This is a genomic window from Pantoea sp. NSTU24 (genome assembly GCF_050157905.1).
Classification (GTDB): Bacteria; Pseudomonadota; Gammaproteobacteria; order Enterobacterales; family Enterobacteriaceae; genus Pantoea.
In genome coordinates this window covers 864,606-886,361 of the sequence record NZ_JBKIWZ010000001.1, presented here as the reverse complement: position 1 = coordinate 886,361, position 21,756 = coordinate 864,606, and the positions used below count along the sequence as shown (strand labels likewise).

Here is a 21,756-nt window from a genome sequence, read left to right as displayed (position 1 = left end):
AGAGCCTGTGGAGGCGCAGGTGCAGGTTTACAGCAGCCACTCAATGGGCAGCCGCCAGACCAGTCGCACCTGCAGCCGCTGCCACCAGGAGCAGCCCGGTTCATGCTTATGCACAATCTGCTGCGTTTCGCCAGGGTACTCCAGCCAGTTAACCCGCCCCCACTTATCCAGCCGCAGCGTCCAGGCCCGGTCGCGCATCGACTGGCTGAAACGCTGATGCGTCTCTCCGGCCAACGCCGTACTTTCAATCACCAGCCCCATTTCAGTATTCAGCACGGCAGAACGGGGGTCAAAGTTAAACGAGCCAATAAAGAGCGTCTGCTGATCAACCGAGAACGTTTTGGCATGCAGGCTGGAGCCGGAGTTGCCGGTTAATCCCCGGTCGTGCGGCGCATCCTGCAGGGTCGCCTGAGGTTTCAGCTCATACAGCGCAATCCCGTGGCGCAGCAGTTTTTTACGCCATTTGGCGTAACCGGCGTGGACAATCGACACATCGTTGGCCGCCAGCGAATTGGTCAGAATGGCAATTTTAACCCCTTTACGCTTTAGCGCCAGCAGCTGGGCCACGCCTGCGCGGGTCGGCACAAAATAGGCAGAAATGATGTCGAACTGGTGTTGTGGCGTGCCTATCACCTCCAGCATCCGCTGCGGCAGCAGCGTCCGGGCGCGTGCTTTACCCAGCCCCTTGCGCGGGTCGTCGCTCAGCAGGCGCGCCCGGGCCCAGGTCAGAGGTAGCGTGCCTGTCTCCAGTGCCTGCAGAAGCGTGGCATTTTCCAGACGCTTAAGATAGCGTTGCACCGATTCACTGTGACGCCACTCAGCAGGCAGACTGACGCTGTCCTCTTCCGGATCCTCTGCATCCAGCACCTGCTGCAGCGGCGACACCGGCTTGCTGTGCCAGTAACGTTCAAAATCGTCAGCCACTTCGCTGACCACCGGGCCAATCGCCATTACGTCGAGATCGGCAAACAGCGGTTCACTGCCGGTGCCGAAATATTCATCGCCAATATTACGGCCACCGACCACAGTCGTGACGCCATCGACGGTAAAGCTTTTATTGTGCATCCGGCGATTCAGCCGGGCAAAATCGGTGAGATAACCCAGCGCACGCAGGGTGCGGAAAGAAAAGGGATTAAACAGCCGCACCTCTATTCCCGGATGACGGTTTAGCTGTGCCAGCGTGTCATCCAGACCCGGCGTATTGTTATCATCCAGCAGCAGTCGCACCTTCACGCCGCGCCGGGCGGCCTCCAGCACGGCGCTGAACAGCAACCGTCCCGACAGGTCGTTCTGCCAGATGTAATACTGAATATCGAGTGACCGCTCTGCTTTCTGTATCAGCAGATAGCGTGCGGCAAAGGCATCCAGCCCGTCGCTAAGTTGATGAATACCGCTCAGCCCCGGATGGCGCTGACACTCGGGTTCCAGCCGGCTTTGCAGCCAGCTGGCACGTTCCGATGACTGGGAGAGCTCTAACGCTTCGGTCATGACAATTCCCTGTAAGAGGCTGTTATTTTATTATTCCCCGGCCCGGTCGCTGGCGCTATACCGCTGTTCCGAATGCATGAAAGGTGCGGGCGTTTTTAGTCTAGACTTAACCGGACGATCTGTGACCGGCAATGGCCGGCAGGAGAGGAATATGTCTTACTACCCCCTTACAGATACCGGCCCGCGTTACCATCCCAGCCTGTTCCGCAGCTTTTTTCAAGGCAGTTTCCCCTGTTCTGCTGCCTGTCGCACACCGGGAAAACGGCTCGACATGGTGATCAGCAGTGGACACGACATGCTACTGGAAAAAGATTACGCTGCCCTGGCCGCACAACATTTGCTGACCGCCCGCGACGGCGCGCGCTGGCATCTGATCGAAAAGATCCCAGGCCAGTATGACTGGCAGAGCTTTCTGCCGATGGTGGATGCCGCACAGCGTCAGCAGATTGAGATCATCTGGGAACTGGCCCATTTCGGCTACCCCGATCACCTGAATATCTGGAAAGCGGAGTTCGTTGATCACTTTCGCCGCTTTGCCCGCGCTATGGCCCTGCTGATGCGCGATCGGGGGATTGAGCGCCCCTTCTTTACCCCGGTTAATCAGATTTCGTTCTGGTCATGGGCCGGGGCGGAGGTCGCCTGGTTCAACCCTCATGTCGCCCGGCGGGGTAAGGAGCTGAAACGCCAGCTGGTGCGGGCTTCGCTGGCCGCGATTCATGCCATTCGCGAGGTCTATCCCGACGCACGTTTTGTTCTGACCGATCCACTGGTGCAGATCGCCCATCACCCCGACAACCCGGACAGCAAGCCCTGCGCCGATGCGCAGCACCAGGCGCAGTTTGAAGCCTGGGACATGCTGGCTGGCCGGGTGGATAAGGAGCTGGGTGGCAGTGAAGATTGCCTGGATATCCTTGGTCTGAACTACTATCCCGATAACCACTGGTTTTTTCCCGATCAGCCGATGTCCCTGACGGATCCCGAGCGGGAACCGCTGCATATTCTGCTGGCCCGGTGCTGGCAGCGCTATCAGCGTCCGATGGTGATCGCCGAAACGGGTGCAGAGGGTGATGCGCGCGCCGCCTGGCTGCAGGAGATTGCGGAAAATGTGGCGGTGGCGCTGGATCAGGGCATCGCCGTGGAGGGCATTTCGCTCTATCCGGTGGTCGGGTATCCTGCCTGGGCCGACGATCGGCGTTCGCCCGGTCCGCTGCTGGGGTTAGCCGATCCTAACGGCAATCGTAATCTGCACGAGGCGTTAGCACTGGTGTTGCGCAGTCAGCAGATTAAGTTTGCCACCCGCAATCAGGCGTGCTGAATGCGGTTCTTTTTAGGGGTACAGGTGTGAACGTCCAGGGAGGGATCGACAGGATGGCGAATGTCGGTCAGCCAGACCATCGTCACCAGGAATGTCACCCCGATAAGACAGGCCGCCAGTAAACCAATAATTGCGATCACTTTATCATCGCCGGAGTCCATTGCCTTCTCCTCATCCCGTCCGTTGACGCTGAGCGTGTCAGCTCATCCAGAGTGTCACCATGAGCACAAAGATTATAAGCGTTACCGAGGTCACCGCAAGCACCACAATGGCAAAGTGCGCATCGTCAAGTGACTGGCGAATCGGCTCGTCCTGATCGTCGGGCGGCAAGGGTAACGACATAACTTTCCTGTGCAAATAGGGGCCGCCGGGGCTGTCGCGGTGAAGAAGAGTGTAAAGGAAAGGGCGGTAACCGTCAGTTTCTTTTGTCCGGAAAAGAAACCGGCCCGTGTCGGGTGACACGGGCCGGCGATCAGAGGCCGCGCCAGCGTCTGAAAATCAGCGACGTGTTAATCCCGCCAAAGGCAAAATTATTGCTCTGAATATAGTCCGTCTCAATCTCGCGAGGCGCGCCCATGATGTAGTCGAGCGCCCCACCGTCGGCGGCTGGCTGGGTCAGGTTAAGCGTCGGTGCAAACCACCCTTCACGCATCATTTCGATGCTCATCCAGGCTTCCAGCGCTCCGCAGGCGCCCAGCGTATGCCCGAAGTAAGATTTCAGCGAGGAGAGGGGCGTGGCGTTCCCGAACACCGCGGCCGTCGCCAGACTTTCCGCCATATCACCCCGCTCAGTCGCCGTGCCATGTGCGTTCACATAACCGATCTCGGCCGCCGTGATCCCGGCGCTCTGCAGCGCCCGCTCAATGCAGATTTGCATGGTTTCCCGCTGCGGCTGGGTAATATGTGCGGCGTCGCAGTTAGTGTGAAAGCCGGTCAGTTCGGCGTAGATCGTCGCGCCGCGAGCCTGCGCATGTTCCAGCGACTCCAGAATCAGCGTCCCCGCCCCTTCGCCAATCACCAGGCCATCGCGCTGCTGGTCAAACGGGGCCGGGGTGGTGTGCGGTGCGTCATTACGCTGGCTGGTGGCAAACAGCGTATCGAACACCGCCGCTTCTGACGGACAGAGCTCTTCCGCTCCCCCCGCCACCATCACTGTCTGATAACCGTGACGAATTGCCTCCCAGGCGTAGCCAATGGCCTGGCTGCCGGAGGTACAGGCGCTGGAGGTGGGGATGACCCGTCCGCGCAGGCCAAAAAAGAGCCCGGCGTTGACAGCAGTGGTGTGTGGCATCATCTGCACGTAGGTGGTGCCGGTGATGTTGTTGGTGTGCTTCTCGGTCAGCATGGTGGCGAACTCGCTCACCGGCCCGGTGCTGCCGGTTGAGGAGCCGTAGGCAATACCCGTTTCACCACTGGTCAGCACCGGATGGTCAATCAGGCCCGCCTGGGTCAGCGCCAGTTCGGTCGCACGGGTCGCCAGTAATGACACACGGCCCATTGCCCGGATACGCTTGCGGGTGTAGTGCGCAGGCAGCGTGAACGCATCCACCGGCGCACCCAGCAGGGTGTGCAGTCCGTCATAGACCTGCCACTCTGGCATAAAGCGTACCGCGTTGCGGCCCGCACGGATGCGGGCGGAAATCTCCGCCCAAGATTCACCAAAGGCGGTCACGCCGCCCATTCCGGTTACGACAACGCGCTGCATCACAACATGCCTCCATTAATCGAAATGACCTGGCGCGTGACGTAGCCTGCGATATCGGACATCAGATAGCTTGCCAGGCCGGCAACCTCTTCGGCTGCACCCATGCGCTTCATCGGCACGAGTTTCATCGCTTCATCAACCACCTGCGGTGCCAGCCCTTCCATGCCGGTATCGATCAGGCCAGGTGCGATGCAGTTAACGGTGATCTTACGTTTGGCCAGCTCAATCGCCAGCGCTTTGGTGGCACCGATAATGCCCGCCTTGGCCGCGCTGTAGTTGACCTGCCCGCGATTCCCCATTATTCCGGAAACCGAAGAGAGCGTAATGATGCGGCCACCGCGTCGCAGGCCGATCATCGGCATCACGCAGGGCTGAATCACGTTGTAGAAGCTGTCGAGATTGGTGTGGATGACGCTGTCCCACTCCTGATCCGTCAGGGCCGGAAAGGCCGCATCACGGGTGATGCCCGCATTGCTGACCACGCCGTAATAGGCGCCATGCTCTGCAATGTCCGCCTCAAGCGCAGCGCGGGTCGCCGTCCGATCGGCGACATCAAAGCTCAGCAGACGGCCGCTGCCGCCAGCGGTCTCGATCTGCTGCAGGCACTGCTCAGCGCCAGCGCGATCGCGATTAAAATGCACGATAACCTGATAGCCATCCTGAGCAAGACGCAGCGCAATTGCGCGGCCGATGCCTTTACTGGCGCCCGTGACTAATACCGACTCTGTCATGGCTGTTTTCCTTGTAACATTAATTGCTGTAATTCTTCTTCATTGGGTTGATAGGTATTCAGGCGACCGCTGGCCAGCAGCTGCGTGCCAGCACGGATTTCACCTTCAAAACTGCCCATGCGATCGTCGCGCATCAGCAACGTCATGTGGATATCCAGCGTGACCGCCGCAGGAAACAGTGGCTGCTCTGCCCGCCAGCCGCGTCCGCCCAGCAGCATGCCGGGCGGAATCCGTGTCGCGCCGCCCTGCCGGGCGTGCCAGCCCGACCAGACGCCCACGGTCTGCGCCATAATCTCGACGCCAAACCATGCGGGCAGTTCACCCTCTGGCGTCAGAAACGGCGCCAGTACGCCCTCTGCCGCGGTCGAGACCTGGCAGTGAACCTGCACATCATCGACGGCAATCAGCTGATCAAGCAGCAGCATCGGTGCAGCGTGCGGCAGCCAGTGTGCCGCAGGAGAAGGTAAAATCATGAAACACGTCCCAGAATCAGACAGGTATTATTACCGCCAAAGGCGAAAGAGTTAGAGGCGATGACAGGCCGCTGCAGCGCCTGCGGCCGTAACAGCAGGCCGAAGTCCGGCAGCGTTTCATCCTGCGCTGCCTCGCTGAAATCCTGCGCGGGCAGCGGCAGATTTTCCTGGAGAATCAGCGCGCTGAGGGCCGCTTCGCAGACGCCCGCCGCGCCGAGCGTATGGCCGGTCAGATGTTTAGTCGAGCTGCATGGCACGCGGTTGCTGAACAGGCGCTGGATCACTCCGGCTTCCATCTGGTCGTTAAGCGGTGTGGCGGTACCGTGCAGATTGATGTAGCCGATTTGCGCTGGCTGCAGGCTGGCCCGCTGCAGCGCCATCCGCATCGCCCGCTCAGCGCCCTCGCCTTCGGGATGCGGCGCGGACATGTGCCAGGCATCAGAAGACTCGCCCGCGCCCAGCAGCGCCAGCGGCTGCGGCTCGCGCGTCAGCAGCATCAGTGCGGCCCCTTCCCCAATCGAGATGCCGTCGCGCTCGCGGCTGAAAGGCGCACAGCGTCGTTCAGAGAGCGAGGCCAGGCTGTCAAAACCGTTAATTGGCATCCGGCTCAGCGAGTCCGCTCCCCCCACCAGCGCCACATCGGCCAGCCCCGCCGCGATCAGCCGCTCGCCACTGATAATTGCGCGGGCGCTGGAGGAGCAGGCGGTCGAAATCGTGTAGGCCGGGCCATCCAGACGCAGATAGTGCGCCAGAAAACGGGACGGGTCGCCCAGTTCCTGCATCTGGTAGTGATAATCGGGCTGTCTGCCGCAGATCTGCTCGTCACCCTCATCCACGCCTGAGGTGCTGGTGCCCAGCACGATCGCAATCCGGCTGGCGCCATAGCGGGCAATCGCTGCGTCGAGCGCCGGGCGGATTTGGGCCAGCGCGGCCAGCAGCAGCTGATTATTACGGGTGTTGTGCGCGCGCAGGTCGACCGGGATTGGCGGTAACGCGCCTTCAACCTGCCCCAGCCAGCAGGCCCGGCCGCTGCTCAGCCAGCCCTGACAGCGCTGCATCCCAGGCGCCTTCCCTTGTTTCAGGTTCGTCGCAATCTGCTGGCTGTCGTTCCCCAGGGCATTCAGCATGCCGGTAGCAGCGATATAGATCATGAGGCGTCCAGCTGTTGAATATGGATCTGATAGCCGAAAGCATACTGCCGGATGCCGATCGGCTGGCGTTGCTGACCGCGTTGCAGATAGTCAATTTCGGTCACCAGATGGTTATCGGTATCGAACAGTTTTCGCTTTAATCCCTGATCCTGCAGCGTCCATCCCGCTGGCAGCACGGCCTGCCAGTGGGCCACGGGCCAGTAGCTGAGCATGATATCCGCCAGAACCTGGCTGGCGGGCGGCATCTGCGGCAGTGGCATCAGCTGCTCAGTGTGGATACCGCTGGCGTCGTAGCGCAGGCTGAACAGCCGGATACCCACCGACGAGAGTCCCGCCAGATCGATCTGCTGCTTATCGGCGCTGAGCAGCACCAGTAGCGACTGGCTGCGCCCCTTTACCTGCCCGGTGAGCAACTGCTGCTGCTGAAAAGCCGGTTCAATACCCGGTGACGGCAGCGTGACTTTCACACCCGGCTTCAGCCAGGCGGTGGGACGACGGCTGTCGGGGGCCGGTCCGGCGCAGGCGCTGAGCAGCAGAGCCGTCAGCAGAATGGAGGCGGCACGGATCATCGTTTACTCCTTGATCGGGTAGGTCGCATCGCCAACGGCGACAGCAGGAACGCGCTGAAGATGCCGCTGCATAAAACGGTGCCAAAACTGGCAATCGCGCTGGTGCTGCTGAAAACCAGCATCCCCAGCGTCAGTAAGGTGGTGATCATCGCCAGCGACACCGCCAGCAGCGAGGTCAGCGGTGTCCCCTGCGGGTTGCTGAAAAAGAGCGTGTAATTGATGCCGATGCCCAGCACCAGAATCAGCGCCAGCAGGGCAAACAGGTTCAGCGAGGCACCTGTCCAGCCCAGGGTCGCCAGCGCCATCGCCAGCGACAACACCGACGGCAGCGCGCTGCGCAGACCCGCGCTGACGCCCAGCCGCAGCACAAAGCTCAGCGTGATCAACGCCAGCGCCAGCGCCAGTAATCCGCTGAGCAGAGTGCGCCAGAAGCTGAACAGCGCATCGTAGCTTGCCTTGCGATCGATCCAGCTGACGCCCGGGTGCTGTGCCGCCAGCGCCGTGAGAGCGGCACTATTCCGGACACCGCTGGCGGGCACCAGCACTCCACTGCGCCCGTCAGGCAGCGTCAGCCAGAGCAGCCGCCAGCCTTCACTCAGCGGGCTCGCCAGCCAGGCTGCTGGCGTAACCGGCATCGGCTTCAGGTCCGGTTCGGCCAGCGCCATTCCGGCCTGCTGCAGGTGGGCCCGGATATGCGGTGCGGCCTGGTTCAGTAGCCGGAGATCCTGCTGCTGACGGGCCAGCGACGACAGCGGCAACAGGCGAAAGTGTTGCAGCCAGCCCTGCTGCTGCGCCCGCTGCAGGTCCGGGGCCAGAGTCTCCAGCCGCTGCAGCGTCTGCTGCGCATCCTGGCCCCAGACAACAAACCAGGTCTGATCGGCGCGCTGTCCGGTCAGGCTGGCCAGCTGGCGATCCTGCTCCAGCAGAGGGGCCGGGGCGCTTTGCAGATGCGCGATGTCATCATCTACCTTCAGCTGGGCGATCCCGGCCAGAGCAAAAATCGCCATCGCCAGCGGCAGTCCCACGCGCAGCCCGCGCTGGCGACGCCAGGCGGCCAGCCAGCGTGCCAGCGTCACCATCAGTGGCACCGGGCGTACAGGCAGACCACGAACCAGCCATGGATAAATCAGAATTACCGTCAGGCAGGAGGCGGTTAATCCGCTGGCGGCAAACACCGCCAGCTGACGCAGTCCCGGAAACGGTGCCAGTAGCATCAGCAGCCAGGCGATGGCGGTGGTCGCGAGCGCCAGCAGCAGCGTGCCGCGCACTTTACGCAGGCTCTGCCACGGCGTCTGCTGATCGCCGTGCACCATCCGCTCGGTGAGATAGTAGAGCGCATAATCCGCCGAGATACCGACAATACTCAGGCTCATCACCAGCGTCATCAGATGCAGTTCCCCGAAGCAGAGCAGCGTCACTACCGTGCCTGCCAGCGCGCCGACCGCCACGGACGTCACCGTCAGCAGCAGCGGCCGCAGCGAGCGAAAGACCAGCAGCACCAGCAGCACGACACCGCCCAGCGTCACGCTGCCCAGGGTTTTCACATCCCGCTGTGCCCGCTGGCTGGCGCTATCGCTGAAGAGCACCGTGCCGCGCGTCAGCAGTGTCGCCTGCGGCCAGCGCTTTTTCAGCTGTTGCTCCAGCGCACTGAGCCGGGTCACCAGCGCATGGCTCTGCTCAATGCTGAAGGCATTACTGGCCAGCTCGCCATGCAGAAAATACCACTGCTTTCCCTGCGCATCCCTGACCGTCAGCCAGCCATCATGCAGCGACATACGCCCTGCGTTCCCGGCCAGCGCCAGCTGCGAACCCCGCACCAGCATCAGCGGATCGCCCTGCAGTTCCTGACTGCTGACGCCAGAAAAGGCCGAAAAGAGCTGTCCCAGCAGCCAGACCGCCTGCGCCTCGCCGCCATTCTGCAACCGGCTGCGGGTCGCCGCATCGATTAATCCATTGCGGTGCTGCCAGGCAAACCGGCCCCACTGCTGCTGCTGCTGTGCATCAATATCGCCCCCGACCTGTTTCAGCTCAGGCAGCGAACGCAGCTGCGCGAGCCACCAGGCCGCAATCTGAGGATCGTCCTGTTGACCGGGCGAAACCAGCCAGACCAGCTGGCGATCCAGCCGCTGCATAAAGCCCTGCTGCAGCGCCGATGGCGCTGCGCCAAGATTCTGCTGCGGCAGCAGCGCCAGCACGCTGCTGTTAAGCTGGCTGCGCGGCAGCAGAAAGGCGAGCGCTGCCGCCAGCAGCAGGCAGAGCAGCAGCCATAGAAGCGCCAGCCTGCGATCGTTACGGCCCGGCAAAACGCGCCTTCTCTTCGTCGCTCAGCTGCGACGGTTCGGTTCGGGTATGGGTCAGCTCAATCCAGGTTTTATCCCCCTGGCGGTCATCCAGGTTGATACTCTCCAGAAAGCTGCTGCCCGCCAGCGAGATGCGGTTAAAGATTTTATTCAGTGGCGCCGTCTTCGGCGTCAGATCCAGCGTCCAGGCGCCGTTGCCGCGGTCGCTAAAGGCCACGCTGAAGTTTTCATTAAGGACTTTTCGATCGGCCTGAAACAGCGCACGCAGCAGATGGTTGAACTGAAACATCTGCGGATTACTTTCGGCTGTGATCACCTGCGGTTTCTGGCCGCTCAGGCTCTGCACCATGCGTTTATCATCCAGCAGCAGCGTCATGACAAACGGCGTCTGCTGATGCCACCATAATCCCTGTTCGCGGGCGATCAGCATTTGTCCGTGTGACACCAGCGGCTGGCGCATCCCGGCGATGGTGCGCGTCTGGGTAAAGTCAGCCCGGATCACTGGCTGGCTGGCAAAACGCTGCTGCAGCTGGTCCAGCGTGACCGCGCTGGCGGCACTGGCCCACAGTAGCAGCCCGGTAAGCACGATTTTCAGCATCCTTTCACTCCTAAACGTTGCAGTAAAATATCGGGCGACACAAAGCACAACGCCTGCGTCGCCTGCTCGACCGCCACCTGCAGCGTATGTGCTTTAGTGGTGATCTCCCCGGCAGCGTTGCGAATCGCATACTCGATGCGCAGACGATTTTCATATTCTGTAATCCGGGCGCTGACGCGAATTGTCTCTTCACAACGCAGCGGCTGGCGATACTTTACCCGCGTGTCGACTACCGGCCAGACGTAACCGCTAGCGGCCATCTCGGCATAGCTATAGTTAATGCTGCGCAGCAGGGCCTCACGCGCCACTTCAAAAAAGCGGAAATAGTTGCCGTGCCAGACCACACCCATAGGGTCGCAGTCGTGGAATGAGACAGTCAGCACAACCTCAGCATGATGTTCAGTCATGGTCAGTCCCCTTGTGATGTGCCTGTGGATCAGGCAGCGTCCAGAAATCGAAAAAGTTAAACCAGTCGAGCGGCGCCAGCAGGGCATAATGGGCCAGCCGCGCCGCGTAGCGATCGACCGCCTGCTGCAGCGCCTGCTGACGCGCGGCGCGCGGCAGCAACAGCGGGTCGGCGAAGGGTTCACAGTGCACCCGCAGTTTACCCTGTTGCCGCAGCGCGAACATCAGCAGTACCGGGCAGCGTAATGCGGCCGCCAGCACAAAAGGCCCCTGCGGAAAAGGTGCAGCGCGGCCCAGAAACTCGCTCCAGATCACCCGGCGTTCACCGCCACGCTGCGGATTCACCGCGGTGCGATCGCCGACGATCGCCACCCATTCGCCCGCCTCCAGCTTCTGCTGCAGCAGGATCGCCGTTTCCGGACCGATATCGCTGACCGGCATCAGGTTGATGCCCGCCTGCGGCGCGATCGTTTCCAGTACCGATCGGAAACGCCGGGCATTGTCGGTAAAGACCAGGGCATTGATCACCAGTCCGCTGACCTGCTGCGCCATGGCCCGGCAGGCTTCGATGTCGCCGAGATGGGAGGCGAGAATCAGCTTACCCTGTGGCGAGGGCGCGCGGATCACCGCTTCCGCGCCTGGCGCAAAATCGATATCCCGGCCCCAGCGCAGATCGCCGCGCCAGCTGGCGACTTTGTCCAGCATCGCCCCGGCAAAGCGCAGAAAATGGCGATAGCTGTTGAGGCGTGGCGGTAACGTAACCTGTTGCTGCTGCGCGGCCGTGGTAACCTGCGCCAGCCATTGCCGGGAGGCGCGTCGAGCACGCTGCCCGCTGAGCCAGTAGATTGCCACGACCGGCCAGAGCAACAGCGTAAAGGGCAGCCGACCGCCGTAGCGATAAACGGCCAGCATAAAGCGTAATCCCCACTGGCCACGGCGTTCACTTTCCACTGACCAGTGCGCGGACGGCTTATGCATCGCCAGCAGACGCGGAATGCGCGGCAGCATGCCGAAAAAAAGCCGGGTATGCATCCAGGAAATCCGCAGATTGTCGTAGAGTGCATCGAAGTGCGACAGGCCGGTCGCCGGATAGGTAACGCGGGTCGGAATAAAGCGGCTGCGGGTGCCCTGCCAGTAGAGCCGCACCATGATCTCGGTGTCAAAATCCATACGCTGGCCGATGGCCCGCTGGTCACACAGCGCCAGCGTCGCCGTCAGCGGATAGACCCGGAAGCCACACATACTGTCGCGAATCGACAGTGACAGCGTTTCGATCCAGACCCAGAAGTGGGTGATATAGCGACCATACAGGCGCGATTTGGGGATCGAATCATCGTAGAGCGGCTGGCCGGAGATCAGCGCGTCGGGATAGCGTGCCGCCTCCGCCAGCATCAGCGGCAGATCCTCCGCCTGATGCTGGCCGTCGGCATCCAGCTGCACCGCATGGGTGAAGCCGCGCGCCGCGGCCGCCCGCAGACCGTGGATCACGGCGGCACCCTTGCCCTGGTTACGCTCCAGCCGCAGCAGGCTGAGCTGCGGTGCGTGCAGCGTCGCCAGCTGAAGCTGAGTGGCGGCATCGCTGCCATCATCCACGATGATCACCGGCAGATTAAACGGGGCCAGCCGCGCCAGCACCGACGCCATCATCGCGCCGTGGTTGTAGCAGGGGATCACCACGCAAGGCGAGAAAGTTGTGTTTAACACAGCGTGATCTTCCCGCTACTGGCGATCTGCTCACCCTCCTCTTTCAGCAGGGTGTAACAAAAGCTCAGTCGCGATTTTTCGGCATCCCAGTCGAGATACAGTTGCAGTAGCGAGTCGGGCAACACCGGTTGCTGAAATTTGATGTTATCCATCACGGCAAACTGTTTTCCGGGTGCCAGCAGCGACACTCCATAGTGCATCACCCAGTTGAGCTGGGCCACGCCGGGCAGAATCGGCAGGTCCGTGAAGTGCCCCCGGAACCAGAACAGTCCGGCCTCCACCTGCAGGGTCAGCGTTACGCTCTTATCCTGCTGCTGTCGGCTGCGTTCAATCGGTAACATGAAAAAGTTCCTCTATTTGCGGCCAGGCACGTTTGCTCTGCGCCGTAACCGGAATGGCCGGGACAACCCGCCAGTAGCGCGGCATCGCCAGCGGCTCCAGCCAGCGCTGAAGCTGCCGTTTCCACTGCTGCCTGCGCCGGAGCAGTGTCGCTTCATCCAGCGGTGTGTGCAGCGACAGCACCACGCCTATCGCCTGACGTTCGTGGCGGGTGACAACCAGCGCCGCCGCATCCGCGATCTCTGGCAGGCTGAGCAGGCGGCGCTCTATCTCACTCAGTGACAGGCGCTTATCGCCGATTTTTACGATGCGGTCGTGCCGGCCCGCCAGCCGGAAGCCGCCGTCCGGCTGCATCATGATCCGATCGTCCAGCGGCAGCCCGCTCGGCTGGCCGATCAGTGGCGACCAGACCTGCCAGCGTTCAGGCGCAGTCTGCGCCAGTCTGACCTCAGGAAAAGCGTGCCAGTCAGGCTCTGGCCGATTGCAGACGCGCCAGGCCAGGACGCCGGTTTCGGTACTGCCGTAGATCTCACTGACCGGGCAGCCAAAGCGCTGCCAGGCCTGCTTCGCGTCGGCATCGTGCAGCACACCGCCGGCAGAGACAATCCGTTCACAGACAGGGGCCACGAGTGTGCTGTCCAGTCGCGACAAAAAGGCCGGGCTGCTGACGAAAAGATAGCGCTCGTTTCGCGGCAGCTGGGCCAGCTGTTCGCCATAGAAGATCGGCTGGGCGGCAAACGGCAGCCTGAGCATCATGGGCAGGAAGATCCGGAAGGATAACCCGTAGAGATGCTGATGGCTGACCGAGGCAATAACCCGGCAGCCCGGCAACCGCGCACCCCACAGCGTGCTGATCCAGCGACTCTCCTGCTCCATCGCCGCCAGCGTCCTGACGACCCGGCGCGGCGTACCGGTCGATCCCGAGGTAAACAGCACCAGTCCGGCGTTCTCAGACAGCGGCGGCAGTGGCCCTGGCGCTTCGGCATCGTCCCACGCCAGCTGGGGCAGCGTCACCGCCAGCACCATGTCGCACACGACCCCATCCAGTCTCTCCTGCATCTCATCCAGCAGGGCGGCGCGACAGTGGCCCGGCATCACCGGTGTTTTACCGGCATACCAGCAGGCCAGCAGGGCCACGCAAAAGCGGTAACTGTCATCAAAACAGAGCGCCCAGTGCGTGCCGGGCCGGGCCGCCAGCCGCTGGCTCAGCGCCACGACCTGACGATGCATACTGCTCAGCATCAGAGCTCGATCGCCGCGCCAGGCGACTTCACGATCGGGGCCGGTCAGCCATGTCGCCACCCTCACCCTTTACGCCTCACGCGCTGACGGACCCACCATTCCGCGCCCATCAGCAGCCCGATTAGCAGGTAGCTGATGCCGCCGTTCCACAGCGTCCAGAGCCGCAGATCGCCCCACAGGCAGGTGAACAGCGCCACGCTGCCATTAGCCATAAAAAACAGACACCAGATCCAGGTTACGCGTCGGGTGTAGCGCACGGCCGCTGCGGGCAGATCGGGCTCGCGCAGCCGGGCGATGCGCTCTACCAGCGGCATGCCGCGCCAGAGGGAGCCGCCAAAGACCAGCAGCAGCGCCAGATTAACGGCGACCGGATACCAGAGCAGCAGATGCTGCGCGCGCAGGAGCTGGCTGCTGGCGCAGAGCAGCGCGCCGAGCAGTGCCAGCCAGCCCATTACGGCGCCCATGGCATGGTGCTGACGCCGCAGCTGCAGCCAGCGCAGACTAAACAGCAGCCCCAGCAGCCAGAAGAGACCCTGCCAGCGCGGCTGCGTCACGTCCAGCCAGACCAGCAGAGGCCAGACCAGCAGCGTAAGCAGATTCAGCAGGCGAAGTGTGGCAGCAGGCACGACAGGATCAGGCTTCGTCGCGCATCAGTTGTTCAACCGCATCCACCACGTCCTGCACGGTGCGCACCGCACGGAAGGTTTCCGGCTTGATTTTACGGCCGGTGCGTTTTTGCAGGTGAACGACCATATCAACGGCATCAATGCTGTCGAGCTCCAGATCTTCGTAGAGACGTGCCTCAGGCTGGATATCCTCAGGCGCAATTTCAAACAGGCTGGTCAGCAGCGAGGACACTTCCTGATAGATTTCATCTTTATTCATCATGTTATCTCCGCTTTCAGCCTCGCTGTTGGTTGACGAACGCGGCCAGCGTTGCAACAGAGAAGAAGTGAGCACGCAGGGTTTCACTCTCCGCAGAGAGCGCCACGCCGTAGCGGTTTTTCACGGCCAGGCCAAGTTCCAGTGCATCAATCGAGTCGAGTCCCAGCCCGTCACCAAAGAGCGCCGCGTCGGTCTCAATATCGTCGGGGCCGAGATCCTCAAGATTCAGCGTGTCGATAATCATCTGTTTGATATCGTTAATTAATACATCCATACCGGTTTTCGTCTTACCTGTTCTCGGGGACCAGCGCCTGCTGTAAATGGCGGGTCAGGCGACGCGCGGCCAGCGGCTGCGCATCGGGGTTACTTTCAAAAAATAGCTGGCTGTCAATCTTGTGCCGGACCCGCACGGTAAACAGCGGTTTAACTGGCGGGATCTGAAACCAGCGGCTCTGTTTGTCGAGCATACGCTGGCTGCAGGTAATGTGTACCACGCGCAGATCGCATCCGGCGCGCACCGCAATATTGGCGGCTCCGCGCTGCAGCGCCAGCGGCTGGCCATAGCGGGTGCGGGTGCCTTCCGGAAAGATCAGGATGGTGTCACCGCGTGCCAGCCGACGCTGACTGTCCGGCAGTAGCGTCTCTGCCTCGCTGTTAATGAGGTAGTCTGCGGCGCGAATCACCCCGCGGACAAACGGATTCCTCTGCAGATCCGCTTTAACCAGACAATCCATCTCCGGCAACACTGAGGCGATCATCACATAGTCGATCAGGGACGGATGATTGGCGACGATCAGGCAGCCGCGATCCCGCTGCAGCGCTTCGGCTCCTTCGATGCGGTAGTCAAAGACGCCGGTCATCCGGCAGAAACGCAGAAAGCAGCGGAAGCTGACGGCAATGGCACGCCGCGCCAGCAGGCGGCGACGCAGCGAATTGCGCTGGACCAGCAGCAGAAGGTTGAAACCCAGCAGCGACAGCACCAGCCCGCCAAGGCCGAACAGCGTAAAACTGACCGCCGTCATCACCAGTCGCCAGATGTAGTTCAGGCGGCTGCCGCTGCGCTGTGTGGAGGATAAATCCTCAGGCATCGCGTCTCCTCCAGTGCCACGTCAGGCGCTCGCCCGATAGCGAAAAGGCGGGCGACCCCACCAGCCACTGCTGCAGAAACCCCAGGCTCTGCGGCAATCCAGGCGACGGCGCTGGCTCAGGTGCCGCCTGACCTGTGCAGTGCAACGCGTCTCCCGCACGCAGCAGCAGCGCCACCGCATAGGGCACATTGACAGGCTGCTCCGCCAGCCACGGCAGATAGTAGTCAGGCACGATGCCGTCAAAATCAACCAGCAGCACCTGCTGATAGTCCGCCTGATGCAGGGCGCTGACTTCGATTAGTCCCTGCTGAAAGGAGTCGATGCCCGCCGCGATGGAGGTCGAAACCAGCGGCGCTTTCGCGGCAATGGTCAGGCTGCCAACCGCGGAATTGTGGACCGACATCGCAAAATCCGTAGGTGACATCGGCTGCTGTTCGGCCAGGGTGGTGAGGATGCGCAGATTACGCTCCAGTTCCCCGTGACGACTGGTAAAGACGATTGCGTCAACCTGCTGGCGGGCCAGCAGCGCCAGCCCGCACTCTACCGCCGCACGGCTGCCGCCGCTCAGACGACGCGCCGTCATCATCGGTAAAAACTGCGGCTTCGCCATCGCCCCTGCGGGATCGATCGCTGTGCCCTGTTTCGCCCAGTCCTGCCAGGCCTGGCTTCCGTGTAAGCCGGGTGCCAGCGCCTGCCAGTCGACCAGCGAGTAAGTGAGTTTCATCTCAGCACTCTTTTCGTCATACATGTAGTGTCAGCATTCATCAGCGGTTCGCCCTCTGCCCGGTCAGCCAGGTCTGCTTCACCCTGTCCTACCCGAAGCGGCTTTACGCTGCACGGTAGAAGATTGTCCAGCGGCTCCGCAATAGCAGCGCATCTGATTTATCGGTCGGTGCGCGGCGAACGTTATACGCCAGGAGCCTGACGGCAACACAGTGTGACGATAACGCGATTACCGGGCGGCCAGGGCTGACAGCCGCAGCTGAATATCCTGATCAAGATTCGCGATCCAGCGATTGTAATTGTTATGAATCTGACCCTGTCCGGCTTTCAGGTTTTCGCTGCTGACATAATCGATGCGGTAGTTCTGGCTGGTATACGAGATACGAATCGTCGCCACGAAATCACGCTGGGCCAGTCGGCCATTGATAACGCCGGGGGCAACCGGTGTCATGACCCATTTGCGGCCTACACCTGCTTCAATAATGGCCGTTTTCATCTGGTTGTCGCTGTAGCGCTGTGTCAGGCTCTGATTCACGTTATGAATCGGCGCAGTACGTGCGCACCCTGTGAGTAACGCCGCGACCATAGCCAGCGTCAGAAACGTTTTTTTGTTCATCATGATTCCCTTCTTTTATTAAACATATCAGTTAGTTAAACGGACAGCTTGCCGCGCGCAGCATTAACTTTTCGTGCGCTTTTCCGTCTGGCTGGTAAAAAACCCGCGCATGATACCATCGAATGTAAAGACAGGTAAGCAGAAGTCTGCGTGGGTTTTTGGGGGTTATTTGGGGAATAGAAATCGGGGAAGGTGCGTCAGCGTCGCGAAAGCGCAGAGGCCAATCCCGCCTCCGGTACTCTGGTTGCGGCTGGATCGGCCTGAGATGTCAGGATGACGGGCTGGCTCTCCAGCCACCGCCCAGCGCGCGGTAGAGGTCAATCTGCGCCAGCAGCAGGTTGCTTTTCACCGTCACCAGATTCAGCTGGGTCGAAAACAGGGTACGCTGCGCGTCCAGTTCATCCAGATAAGAGGCGTAGCCGTTCTGGTAGCGGTTACGGGCGATGCGCAGTGCCTCCCTGACGTAGCTCTCCTGCTGTTGCAGCGCCTTCAGCTGCGCTTCACGCTGCCTGATGGCGTCGACGGCATCGCTGACTTCTGAGAAGGCGTTACGCACCACTTTTTCATAGCTATAGAGCGCCTGATTTCGCGTCGCCATCGACATATCGACCTGCGCCGTCAGCGCTTCCCGGTTCAGCAGCGGCGCAAGGATACTGCCTCCTACGCTCCAGAGTCGGAACGGATTGTCCGCGAGCTGATGCAGCACCGAACTCTGCAGGGTGCCGGTGGCGGTGAGATTCAGGCCCGGCAGCAGTTTCGCCTGCGATGAGGCGAGGCTGGCGTCCGCCGCCAGCAGCTGGCGCTGCGCCTGGACGATATCCGGACGACGATTAAGCAGCGCCGAGGGCAGCAGCGACGGCATCGTCTGTGGTGAAATCTGATCAAACTGCTGACGGCGGGCGATGCTGCGCGGATTCATACCGGCCAGAATGCTGAGGGCATTCTCCTGCCGGGCAATCTGATGCTGCAGCAACGGCAGCTGAGCGCTGGCCGACTGATATTCCGATGCCGCCTGCATCCACTCCAGCCGGGAGGTGTAGCCGGTTTCAAACTGACGCTGAGCCAGCTTCAGCGAACGACTGCGGCTCGCCAGCGTCGCCTCGGTGACCCGCAGTTGCTCATCCAGTGCGCAGAGGTTGAAGTAGCCGGACGCGACCGAACTCGCGATCGTCAGCTCGGCCGCAGAGGCGGCAGCCTGTTGTGCTGCTAAGGTCGCCTGCGCCGCCGTAATGCTGCTGCTGCGTGCGCCCCAGAGATCCACATCGTAGTTTGCCTTCAGCAGCCACTGAAAAATATCGGTTTCATAGGGCTGGCCCGTGACCGACGAAAGCGTACGCTCACGGGTTGCGGCCACCCCGGCGTTCAGGCTGGGAAAGTTATCGCCCTCTGCGGCGCGCAGCCCGGCGCGGTACTGATCCACACGGGATCGCGCCGTGAGAATATCCGGATTATTGCGCAGCGCCTGGCTGACCAGCCGGTTGAGATTTTCATCATGAAAGGCGCGCCACCACGCCGTCTCGGGCGCGGCCGACGGCCCGACCTGGCCGCGCCAGGCGTCCGGGATCAGCAGCGAGGCGGGTGCCTTCTCAACCTGGGTTGCGCAGCCTGACAGCAGCAGTGTCAGCGCGGCGATCAGAATGCGCGGCCTCATGGCGTCCCCTCTGCGGCGGGCTGCGCGGCAGTGTCGATGTCCACCTCAACCGACATCCCCGGGCGCAACTGTGCCATATCCTGCTCATTGATACGGATACGCACCGGGATCCGCTGGGCGATTTTGACGAAGTTACCGGTGGCGTTATCGGGCGAGATGGCGCTGAACTCCGATCCCGCTGCTGGCGAGATAAATTCCACCTGACCGTTAAAGCGCTTGCCATCCAGCGCATCGACCCGAATGCTCACCGGCAGCCCAGGGCGGATATGCGCCAGCTGGGTCTCTTTCAGGTTAGCGATAATCCATTTGCGATTCGGCACCACGGAGGTCAGACGCGTTCCGGCGGTGACATAGGCGCCGGTGCGCACCGAGAGCTGGCCAAGCTGCCCGTCATCGGGCGCGGTAATCCGGGTGTTCGCCAGATCGATCTCCGCCAGCTCCAGTGCAGCACGGGCGCTGGCGACGTCGCCCGCGAGCGCGTCACGATTGACAATAACAGTCTGCAGATTCTGCTCAGCCACGGCAATCTGGGCGGCAGCCTGACGCACCTGCGCCTGCGCCTGGGCGCTGGCAGCGCGGGCAGCATCGCGCTCACGCACCGACAGCGATCCATCCGCCGTGAGGTTTTCGACGCGCTTCAGGTCAAAGCCGCTCTTCAGGGCCTGGGCTCTGGCATTTTCCAGCGCCGCCCTGTTGCTCTGAATCGTGGCTTCTGCGCTGCGCCGCTGCTGCAGGTTATTGTTCAGCGCCGCCTGCTTCATCGCCAGCTGCGCCTGCGCCTGATGCACCCGCTGGCGATAGATACGGTCATCAATCGTCATCAGCAGCTGCCCTTTTTTCACCGGCTGCAGATCGATCACCTCTACCGAGGTGAGATAGCCATTGACCTGCGGACTGATAAAGGTCACCTGACCGCGCACATAGGCGTTCTCGGTGCTCTGTATGGCGCTGGTAAAGGGCCAGAGCTGCCAGGCATAGAGAATGACCAGTACGCCAAGGACGACGATGCCGCTGCCCGCGGCGATGGAAAGGATACGGCGACGATTTGCGCGTTCGCGTTCGGCCGCCTGAAGCTCATCCTGCTGACTCATTGTTTCTCCGTTGATTCCTGTAGTGCGGCCATCTGTTGCTGCTCACGCAGGTTAAATTGCGCCTGACGCCAGTCGAGATACCGACGCCGGGTTAAGCGCCAGATCACCCACATCAGGGTAATGAGTGCCAGCGCGGCGGTTAACAGGTAGGTGTCGTTATAGGCGAGGACGTTGGCCTGCAGCGTGGCAACCGTCTGCAACTGGCTGGTGCTCTGCGCGCCGCGCAGCACGTCGTCGCCCACCAGCGAATTAAACAGGGCATTGTACTGGCTGAGCCGTTCGGTGACGTTGGGGTCGAGCAGTGAGAGTTGATCGCCCAGCAGACTGGAGTGATACTTCTCCCGCCAGACCTGAAACGTGCCGAGAATCGCCGAGCCGATCAATCCGCCGAGGTTCTGGCTCATGCCAAACAGCACAACAAAGCTCACCAGATTTTTGGGCTGCGTCACCACGCTGCCGATGCCCATCAGCATGGCGGGAGCCATAAAGAAGGCGCTGCTGAACCCCAACAGAAACTGGCTTAAATACATCTCGGTGGCGCGGGTCAGTGGGCTGGACTGCGCATCCATCAGCGACGCAATAATCATCACCATCAGTGAGGCGACAATCGGCCAGCTGAGATGGTTGGGTTTGATGGTCAGCGCACTGGCGGCGATGCCCACGATTACCCCGGCAATGATCGCCAGCGCCAGGCCGCGCATCTGATCGTTCTGCAGGCCGATCTGCTGCAGAAAACCGACCGCACCGGTGTTCTGCTCGGCCAGCACGATTCGGATCATAATCATCACGATGCCGAGCCTCACCATCATGCCGCTGCTGAGCCAGCGGGTATTAATCAGCGGGTTGCGCCGGTTGTGTTCAATAACAATCGCCGCAACGATTAGCGTCAGGGCGATGGCGGTACAGATCCCGAGCCACGGCGTGGTAAACCACCATTCAATGCGCCCCAGCGTCAGGACACCGCACAGCAGCGCCATGCCGGGCGCCAGCAGAATAAAGGTGACAAAATCCATCTTTTCAAAGGTTTTGATGCGGTCGCCGGGCGGCAGCTTGACGAGCAATACGCCGCCCAGCGCAATCAGCGCCAGACCGAGTTCAAACAGATAGAGACCGCGCCACTCATTGAGCTGCAGAAGTTCGGAGGAGAACAGGCGGGCCAGCGGGATCGCCAGCTGCGACACCGTCAGGCCAATGACCAGCGCTTTGAGACGATGTTTTGCGGGCCAGGCCTGTACCTGATAGTAGATACCCAGCGAACTGAGCGCCGCCGCCACCATGCCGTGCGCGGTGCGCACGATAATGGCGGAGCTCAGGTCGTTGGCGAACAGATGGAAAAACGCCACCAGCACATAGAGCACCAGAAACGCTTCGGTAAAAACCCGCAGGCCAAACTGCTGACGGAACTTCACCAGCAGCAGGTTGATAGAGATATTGCCCATCACGTAGACCGCGGGCAGCCAGGCAATTTCGTTTGACCAGGCCGCGAACGTTCCCTGCAGATTGACCAGATTCGCCGTAACCAGTGCGTTACTCAGCGCACCGGTCAGCGAAATCAGTAAACCAATCAGCCCAAACGCCAGTCGTTTTGGCGTCGGATGCAGCGGGGTCGAGGGTGAACCCGGCAGCATCGGTTTTTCATGCGGCAACCACTCGCGTGCAGCGTAGGGATTTCGCTTTGCCAC

At 61.5% G+C, this 21,756-nt stretch carries 24 protein-coding genes; 1 reads left to right on the top strand and 23 read right to left on the bottom strand.

Annotation, left to right across the window (positions count from 1 at the left end):
• Nucleotides 1-27: 27 nt before the first annotated feature.
• Nucleotides 28-1,488, bottom strand: coding sequence for a phospholipase D family protein (locus ACLHDD_RS04365; RefSeq protein ID WP_427103090.1), 1,461 nt, complete (start codon nt 1,486-1,488; stop codon nt 28-30).
• Nucleotides 1,489-1,639: 151 nt separating this feature from the next.
• Here ACLHDD_RS04365 and ACLHDD_RS04360 point away from each other — a divergent pair, with 151 nt between their 5' ends.
• Complete coding sequence (locus ACLHDD_RS04360) at nt 1,640-2,803, top strand: beta-glucosidase (protein WP_427103089.1); 1,164 nt, start codon at nt 1,640-1,642, stop codon at nt 2,801-2,803.
• Here ACLHDD_RS04360 and ACLHDD_RS04355 read toward each other — a convergent pair.
• From ACLHDD_RS04355 to ACLHDD_RS04250, 22 genes are all read right to left on the bottom strand, one after another.
• Nucleotides 2,791-2,964 carry a hypothetical protein gene (locus ACLHDD_RS04355; protein WP_427103088.1) on the bottom strand — a complete coding sequence of 58 codons (174 nt, stop codon included), beginning with the start codon at nt 2,962-2,964 and terminating at the stop codon, nt 2,791-2,793. The genes ACLHDD_RS04360 and ACLHDD_RS04355 overlap by 13 nt on opposite strands.
• Before the next feature lie 37 nt (nt 2,965-3,001).
• The gene (locus ACLHDD_RS04350; protein ID WP_313652383.1) at nt 3,002-3,145 is read right to left on the bottom strand and encodes a hypothetical protein; all 144 of its coding nucleotides are present in this window, start codon (nt 3,143-3,145) and stop codon (nt 3,002-3,004) included.
• Nucleotides 3,146-3,275: 130 nt separating this feature from the next.
• A complete protein-coding gene (locus ACLHDD_RS04345) occupies nt 3,276-4,508 on the bottom strand; it encodes a beta-ketoacyl-ACP synthase (RefSeq protein WP_427105167.1) in 1,233 nt (410 codons plus the stop codon).
• Entirely contained in the window at nt 4,508-5,239 is a 732-nt protein-coding gene (locus ACLHDD_RS04340) for a 3-ketoacyl-ACP reductase FabG2 (RefSeq protein WP_427103087.1), read from the bottom strand. The genes ACLHDD_RS04345 and ACLHDD_RS04340 overlap by 1 nt, the downstream gene beginning before the upstream one ends.
• Nucleotides 5,236-5,712 carry a 3-hydroxy-fatty acyl-ACP dehydratase gene (locus ACLHDD_RS04335; protein ID WP_427103086.1) on the bottom strand — a complete coding sequence of 159 codons (477 nt, stop codon included), beginning with the start codon at nt 5,710-5,712 and terminating at the stop codon, nt 5,236-5,238. The genes ACLHDD_RS04340 and ACLHDD_RS04335 overlap by 4 nt, the downstream gene beginning before the upstream one ends.
• Nucleotides 5,709-6,863, bottom strand: a complete 1,155-nt coding sequence (locus tag ACLHDD_RS04330; RefSeq protein WP_427103085.1) for a beta-ketoacyl-[acyl-carrier-protein] synthase family protein — start codon at nt 6,861-6,863, stop codon at nt 5,709-5,711. Before ACLHDD_RS04330 ends, ACLHDD_RS04335 begins: the two co-directional genes overlap by 4 nt.
• Entirely contained in the window at nt 6,860-7,432 is a 573-nt protein-coding gene (locus ACLHDD_RS04325; protein ID WP_427103084.1) for a DUF3261 domain-containing protein, read from the bottom strand. Before ACLHDD_RS04325 ends, ACLHDD_RS04330 begins: the two co-directional genes overlap by 4 nt.
• Nucleotides 7,429-9,735, bottom strand: coding sequence for an MMPL family transporter (locus ACLHDD_RS04320; protein ID WP_427103083.1), 2,307 nt, complete (start codon nt 9,733-9,735; stop codon nt 7,429-7,431). The genes ACLHDD_RS04325 and ACLHDD_RS04320 overlap by 4 nt, the downstream gene beginning before the upstream one ends.
• The gene (locus tag ACLHDD_RS04315) at nt 9,722-10,330 is read right to left on the bottom strand and encodes an outer membrane lipoprotein carrier protein LolA (RefSeq protein WP_427103082.1); all 609 of its coding nucleotides are present in this window, start codon (nt 10,328-10,330) and stop codon (nt 9,722-9,724) included. Before ACLHDD_RS04315 ends, ACLHDD_RS04320 begins: the two co-directional genes overlap by 14 nt.
• A complete protein-coding gene (locus ACLHDD_RS04310; RefSeq protein WP_427103081.1) occupies nt 10,324-10,737 on the bottom strand; it encodes an acyl-CoA thioesterase in 414 nt (137 codons plus the stop codon). Before ACLHDD_RS04310 ends, ACLHDD_RS04315 begins: the two co-directional genes overlap by 7 nt.
• On the bottom strand, nt 10,730-12,439 hold the full coding sequence (locus ACLHDD_RS04305) for a glycosyltransferase family 2 protein (RefSeq protein WP_427103080.1): 1,710 nt from the start codon (nt 12,437-12,439) through the stop codon (nt 10,730-10,732). The genes ACLHDD_RS04310 and ACLHDD_RS04305 overlap by 8 nt, the downstream gene beginning before the upstream one ends.
• Nucleotides 12,433-12,780 carry a hydroxymyristoyl-ACP dehydratase gene (locus ACLHDD_RS04300; protein WP_427103079.1) on the bottom strand — a complete coding sequence of 116 codons (348 nt, stop codon included), beginning with the start codon at nt 12,778-12,780 and terminating at the stop codon, nt 12,433-12,435. Before ACLHDD_RS04300 ends, ACLHDD_RS04305 begins: the two co-directional genes overlap by 7 nt.
• Entirely contained in the window at nt 12,767-14,086 is a 1,320-nt protein-coding gene (locus ACLHDD_RS04295) for an AMP-binding protein (protein ID WP_427103078.1), read from the bottom strand. Before ACLHDD_RS04295 ends, ACLHDD_RS04300 begins: the two co-directional genes overlap by 14 nt.
• Nucleotides 14,083-14,646: a hypothetical protein gene (locus ACLHDD_RS04290; RefSeq protein WP_427103077.1), complete on the bottom strand. Its 564-nt coding sequence runs from the start codon at nt 14,644-14,646 to the stop codon at nt 14,083-14,085. The genes ACLHDD_RS04295 and ACLHDD_RS04290 overlap by 4 nt, the downstream gene beginning before the upstream one ends.
• A gap of 7 nt (nt 14,647-14,653) precedes the next feature.
• Entirely contained in the window at nt 14,654-14,908 is a 255-nt protein-coding gene (locus tag ACLHDD_RS04285; RefSeq protein ID WP_427103076.1) for an acyl carrier protein, read from the bottom strand.
• Between the two features lie 13 nt (nt 14,909-14,921).
• Entirely contained in the window at nt 14,922-15,179 is a 258-nt protein-coding gene (locus ACLHDD_RS04280) for a phosphopantetheine-binding protein (RefSeq protein WP_427103075.1), read from the bottom strand.
• Between the two features lie 13 nt (nt 15,180-15,192).
• Nucleotides 15,193-15,993: a lysophospholipid acyltransferase family protein gene (locus ACLHDD_RS04275; protein WP_427103074.1), complete on the bottom strand. Its 801-nt coding sequence runs from the start codon at nt 15,991-15,993 to the stop codon at nt 15,193-15,195.
• Complete coding sequence (locus ACLHDD_RS04270; protein ID WP_427103073.1) at nt 15,986-16,717, bottom strand: beta-ketoacyl synthase chain length factor; 732 nt, start codon at nt 16,715-16,717, stop codon at nt 15,986-15,988. Before ACLHDD_RS04270 ends, ACLHDD_RS04275 begins: the two co-directional genes overlap by 8 nt.
• 228 nt (nt 16,718-16,945) lie before the next feature.
• Nucleotides 16,946-17,332, bottom strand: a complete 387-nt coding sequence (locus tag ACLHDD_RS04265) for a hypothetical protein (RefSeq protein WP_427105166.1) — start codon at nt 17,330-17,332, stop codon at nt 16,946-16,948.
• A gap of 268 nt (nt 17,333-17,600) precedes the next feature.
• Nucleotides 17,601-18,983, bottom strand: a complete 1,383-nt coding sequence (locus tag ACLHDD_RS04260; RefSeq protein WP_427103072.1) for an efflux transporter outer membrane subunit — start codon at nt 18,981-18,983, stop codon at nt 17,601-17,603.
• Complete coding sequence (locus ACLHDD_RS04255; protein ID WP_427103071.1) at nt 18,980-20,074, bottom strand: HlyD family secretion protein; 1,095 nt, start codon at nt 20,072-20,074, stop codon at nt 18,980-18,982. The genes ACLHDD_RS04260 and ACLHDD_RS04255 overlap by 4 nt, the downstream gene beginning before the upstream one ends.
• Nucleotides 20,071-21,756, bottom strand: a complete 1,686-nt coding sequence (locus ACLHDD_RS04250) for an MFS transporter (RefSeq protein ID WP_427103070.1) — start codon at nt 21,754-21,756, stop codon at nt 20,071-20,073. Before ACLHDD_RS04250 ends, ACLHDD_RS04255 begins: the two co-directional genes overlap by 4 nt.

Bases quoted from the DNA above. Each gene is read 5' to 3' on its own strand.
- ACLHDD_RS04325 (WP_427103084.1), bottom strand. From the start codon at position 7,432: ATGATCCGTGCCGCCTCCATTCTGCTGACGGCTCTGCTGCTCAGCGCC.
- ACLHDD_RS04285 (WP_427103076.1), bottom strand. From the start codon at position 14,908: ATGATGAATAAAGATGAAATCTATCAGGAAGTGTCCTCGCTGCTGACC.
- ACLHDD_RS04315 (WP_427103082.1), bottom strand. From the start codon at position 10,330: ATGCTGAAAATCGTGCTTACCGGGCTGCTACTGTGGGCCAGTGCCGCC.
- ACLHDD_RS04350 (WP_313652383.1), bottom strand. From the start codon at position 3,145: ATGTCGTTACCCTTGCCGCCCGACGATCAGGACGAGCCGATTCGCCAG.
- ACLHDD_RS04345 (WP_427105167.1), bottom strand. From the start codon at position 4,508: ATGCAGCGCGTTGTCGTAACCGGAATGGGCGGCGTGACCGCCTTTGGT.
- ACLHDD_RS04275 (WP_427103074.1), bottom strand. From the start codon at position 15,993: ATGCCTGAGGATTTATCCTCCACACAGCGCAGCGGCAGCCGCCTGAAC.
- ACLHDD_RS04355 (WP_427103088.1), bottom strand. From the start codon at position 2,964: ATGGACTCCGGCGATGATAAAGTGATCGCAATTATTGGTTTACTGGCG.
- ACLHDD_RS04260 (WP_427103072.1), bottom strand. From the start codon at position 18,983: ATGAGGCCGCGCATTCTGATCGCCGCGCTGACACTGCTGCTGTCAGGC.
- ACLHDD_RS04340 (WP_427103087.1), bottom strand. From the start codon at position 5,239: ATGACAGAGTCGGTATTAGTCACGGGCGCCAGTAAAGGCATCGGCCGC.
- ACLHDD_RS04265 (WP_427105166.1), bottom strand. From the start codon at position 17,332: ATGAACAAAAAAACGTTTCTGACGCTGGCTATGGTCGCGGCGTTACTC.
- ACLHDD_RS04270 (WP_427103073.1), bottom strand. From the start codon at position 16,717: ATGAAACTCACTTACTCGCTGGTCGACTGGCAGGCGCTGGCACCCGGC.
- ACLHDD_RS04255 (WP_427103071.1), bottom strand. From the start codon at position 20,074: ATGAGTCAGCAGGATGAGCTTCAGGCGGCCGAACGCGAACGCGCAAAT.
- ACLHDD_RS04310 (WP_427103081.1), bottom strand. From the start codon at position 10,737: ATGACTGAACATCATGCTGAGGTTGTGCTGACTGTCTCATTCCACGAC.
- ACLHDD_RS04335 (WP_427103086.1), bottom strand. From the start codon at position 5,712: ATGATTTTACCTTCTCCTGCGGCACACTGGCTGCCGCACGCTGCACCG.
- ACLHDD_RS04360 (WP_427103089.1), top strand. From the start codon at position 1,640: ATGTCTTACTACCCCCTTACAGATACCGGCCCGCGTTACCATCCCAGC.
- ACLHDD_RS04300 (WP_427103079.1), bottom strand. From the start codon at position 12,780: ATGTTACCGATTGAACGCAGCCGACAGCAGCAGGATAAGAGCGTAACG.
- ACLHDD_RS04365 (WP_427103090.1), bottom strand. From the start codon at position 1,488: ATGACCGAAGCGTTAGAGCTCTCCCAGTCATCGGAACGTGCCAGCTGG.
- ACLHDD_RS04280 (WP_427103075.1), bottom strand. From the start codon at position 15,179: ATGGATGTATTAATTAACGATATCAAACAGATGATTATCGACACGCTG.
- ACLHDD_RS04330 (WP_427103085.1), bottom strand. From the start codon at position 6,863: ATGATCTATATCGCTGCTACCGGCATGCTGAATGCCCTGGGGAACGAC.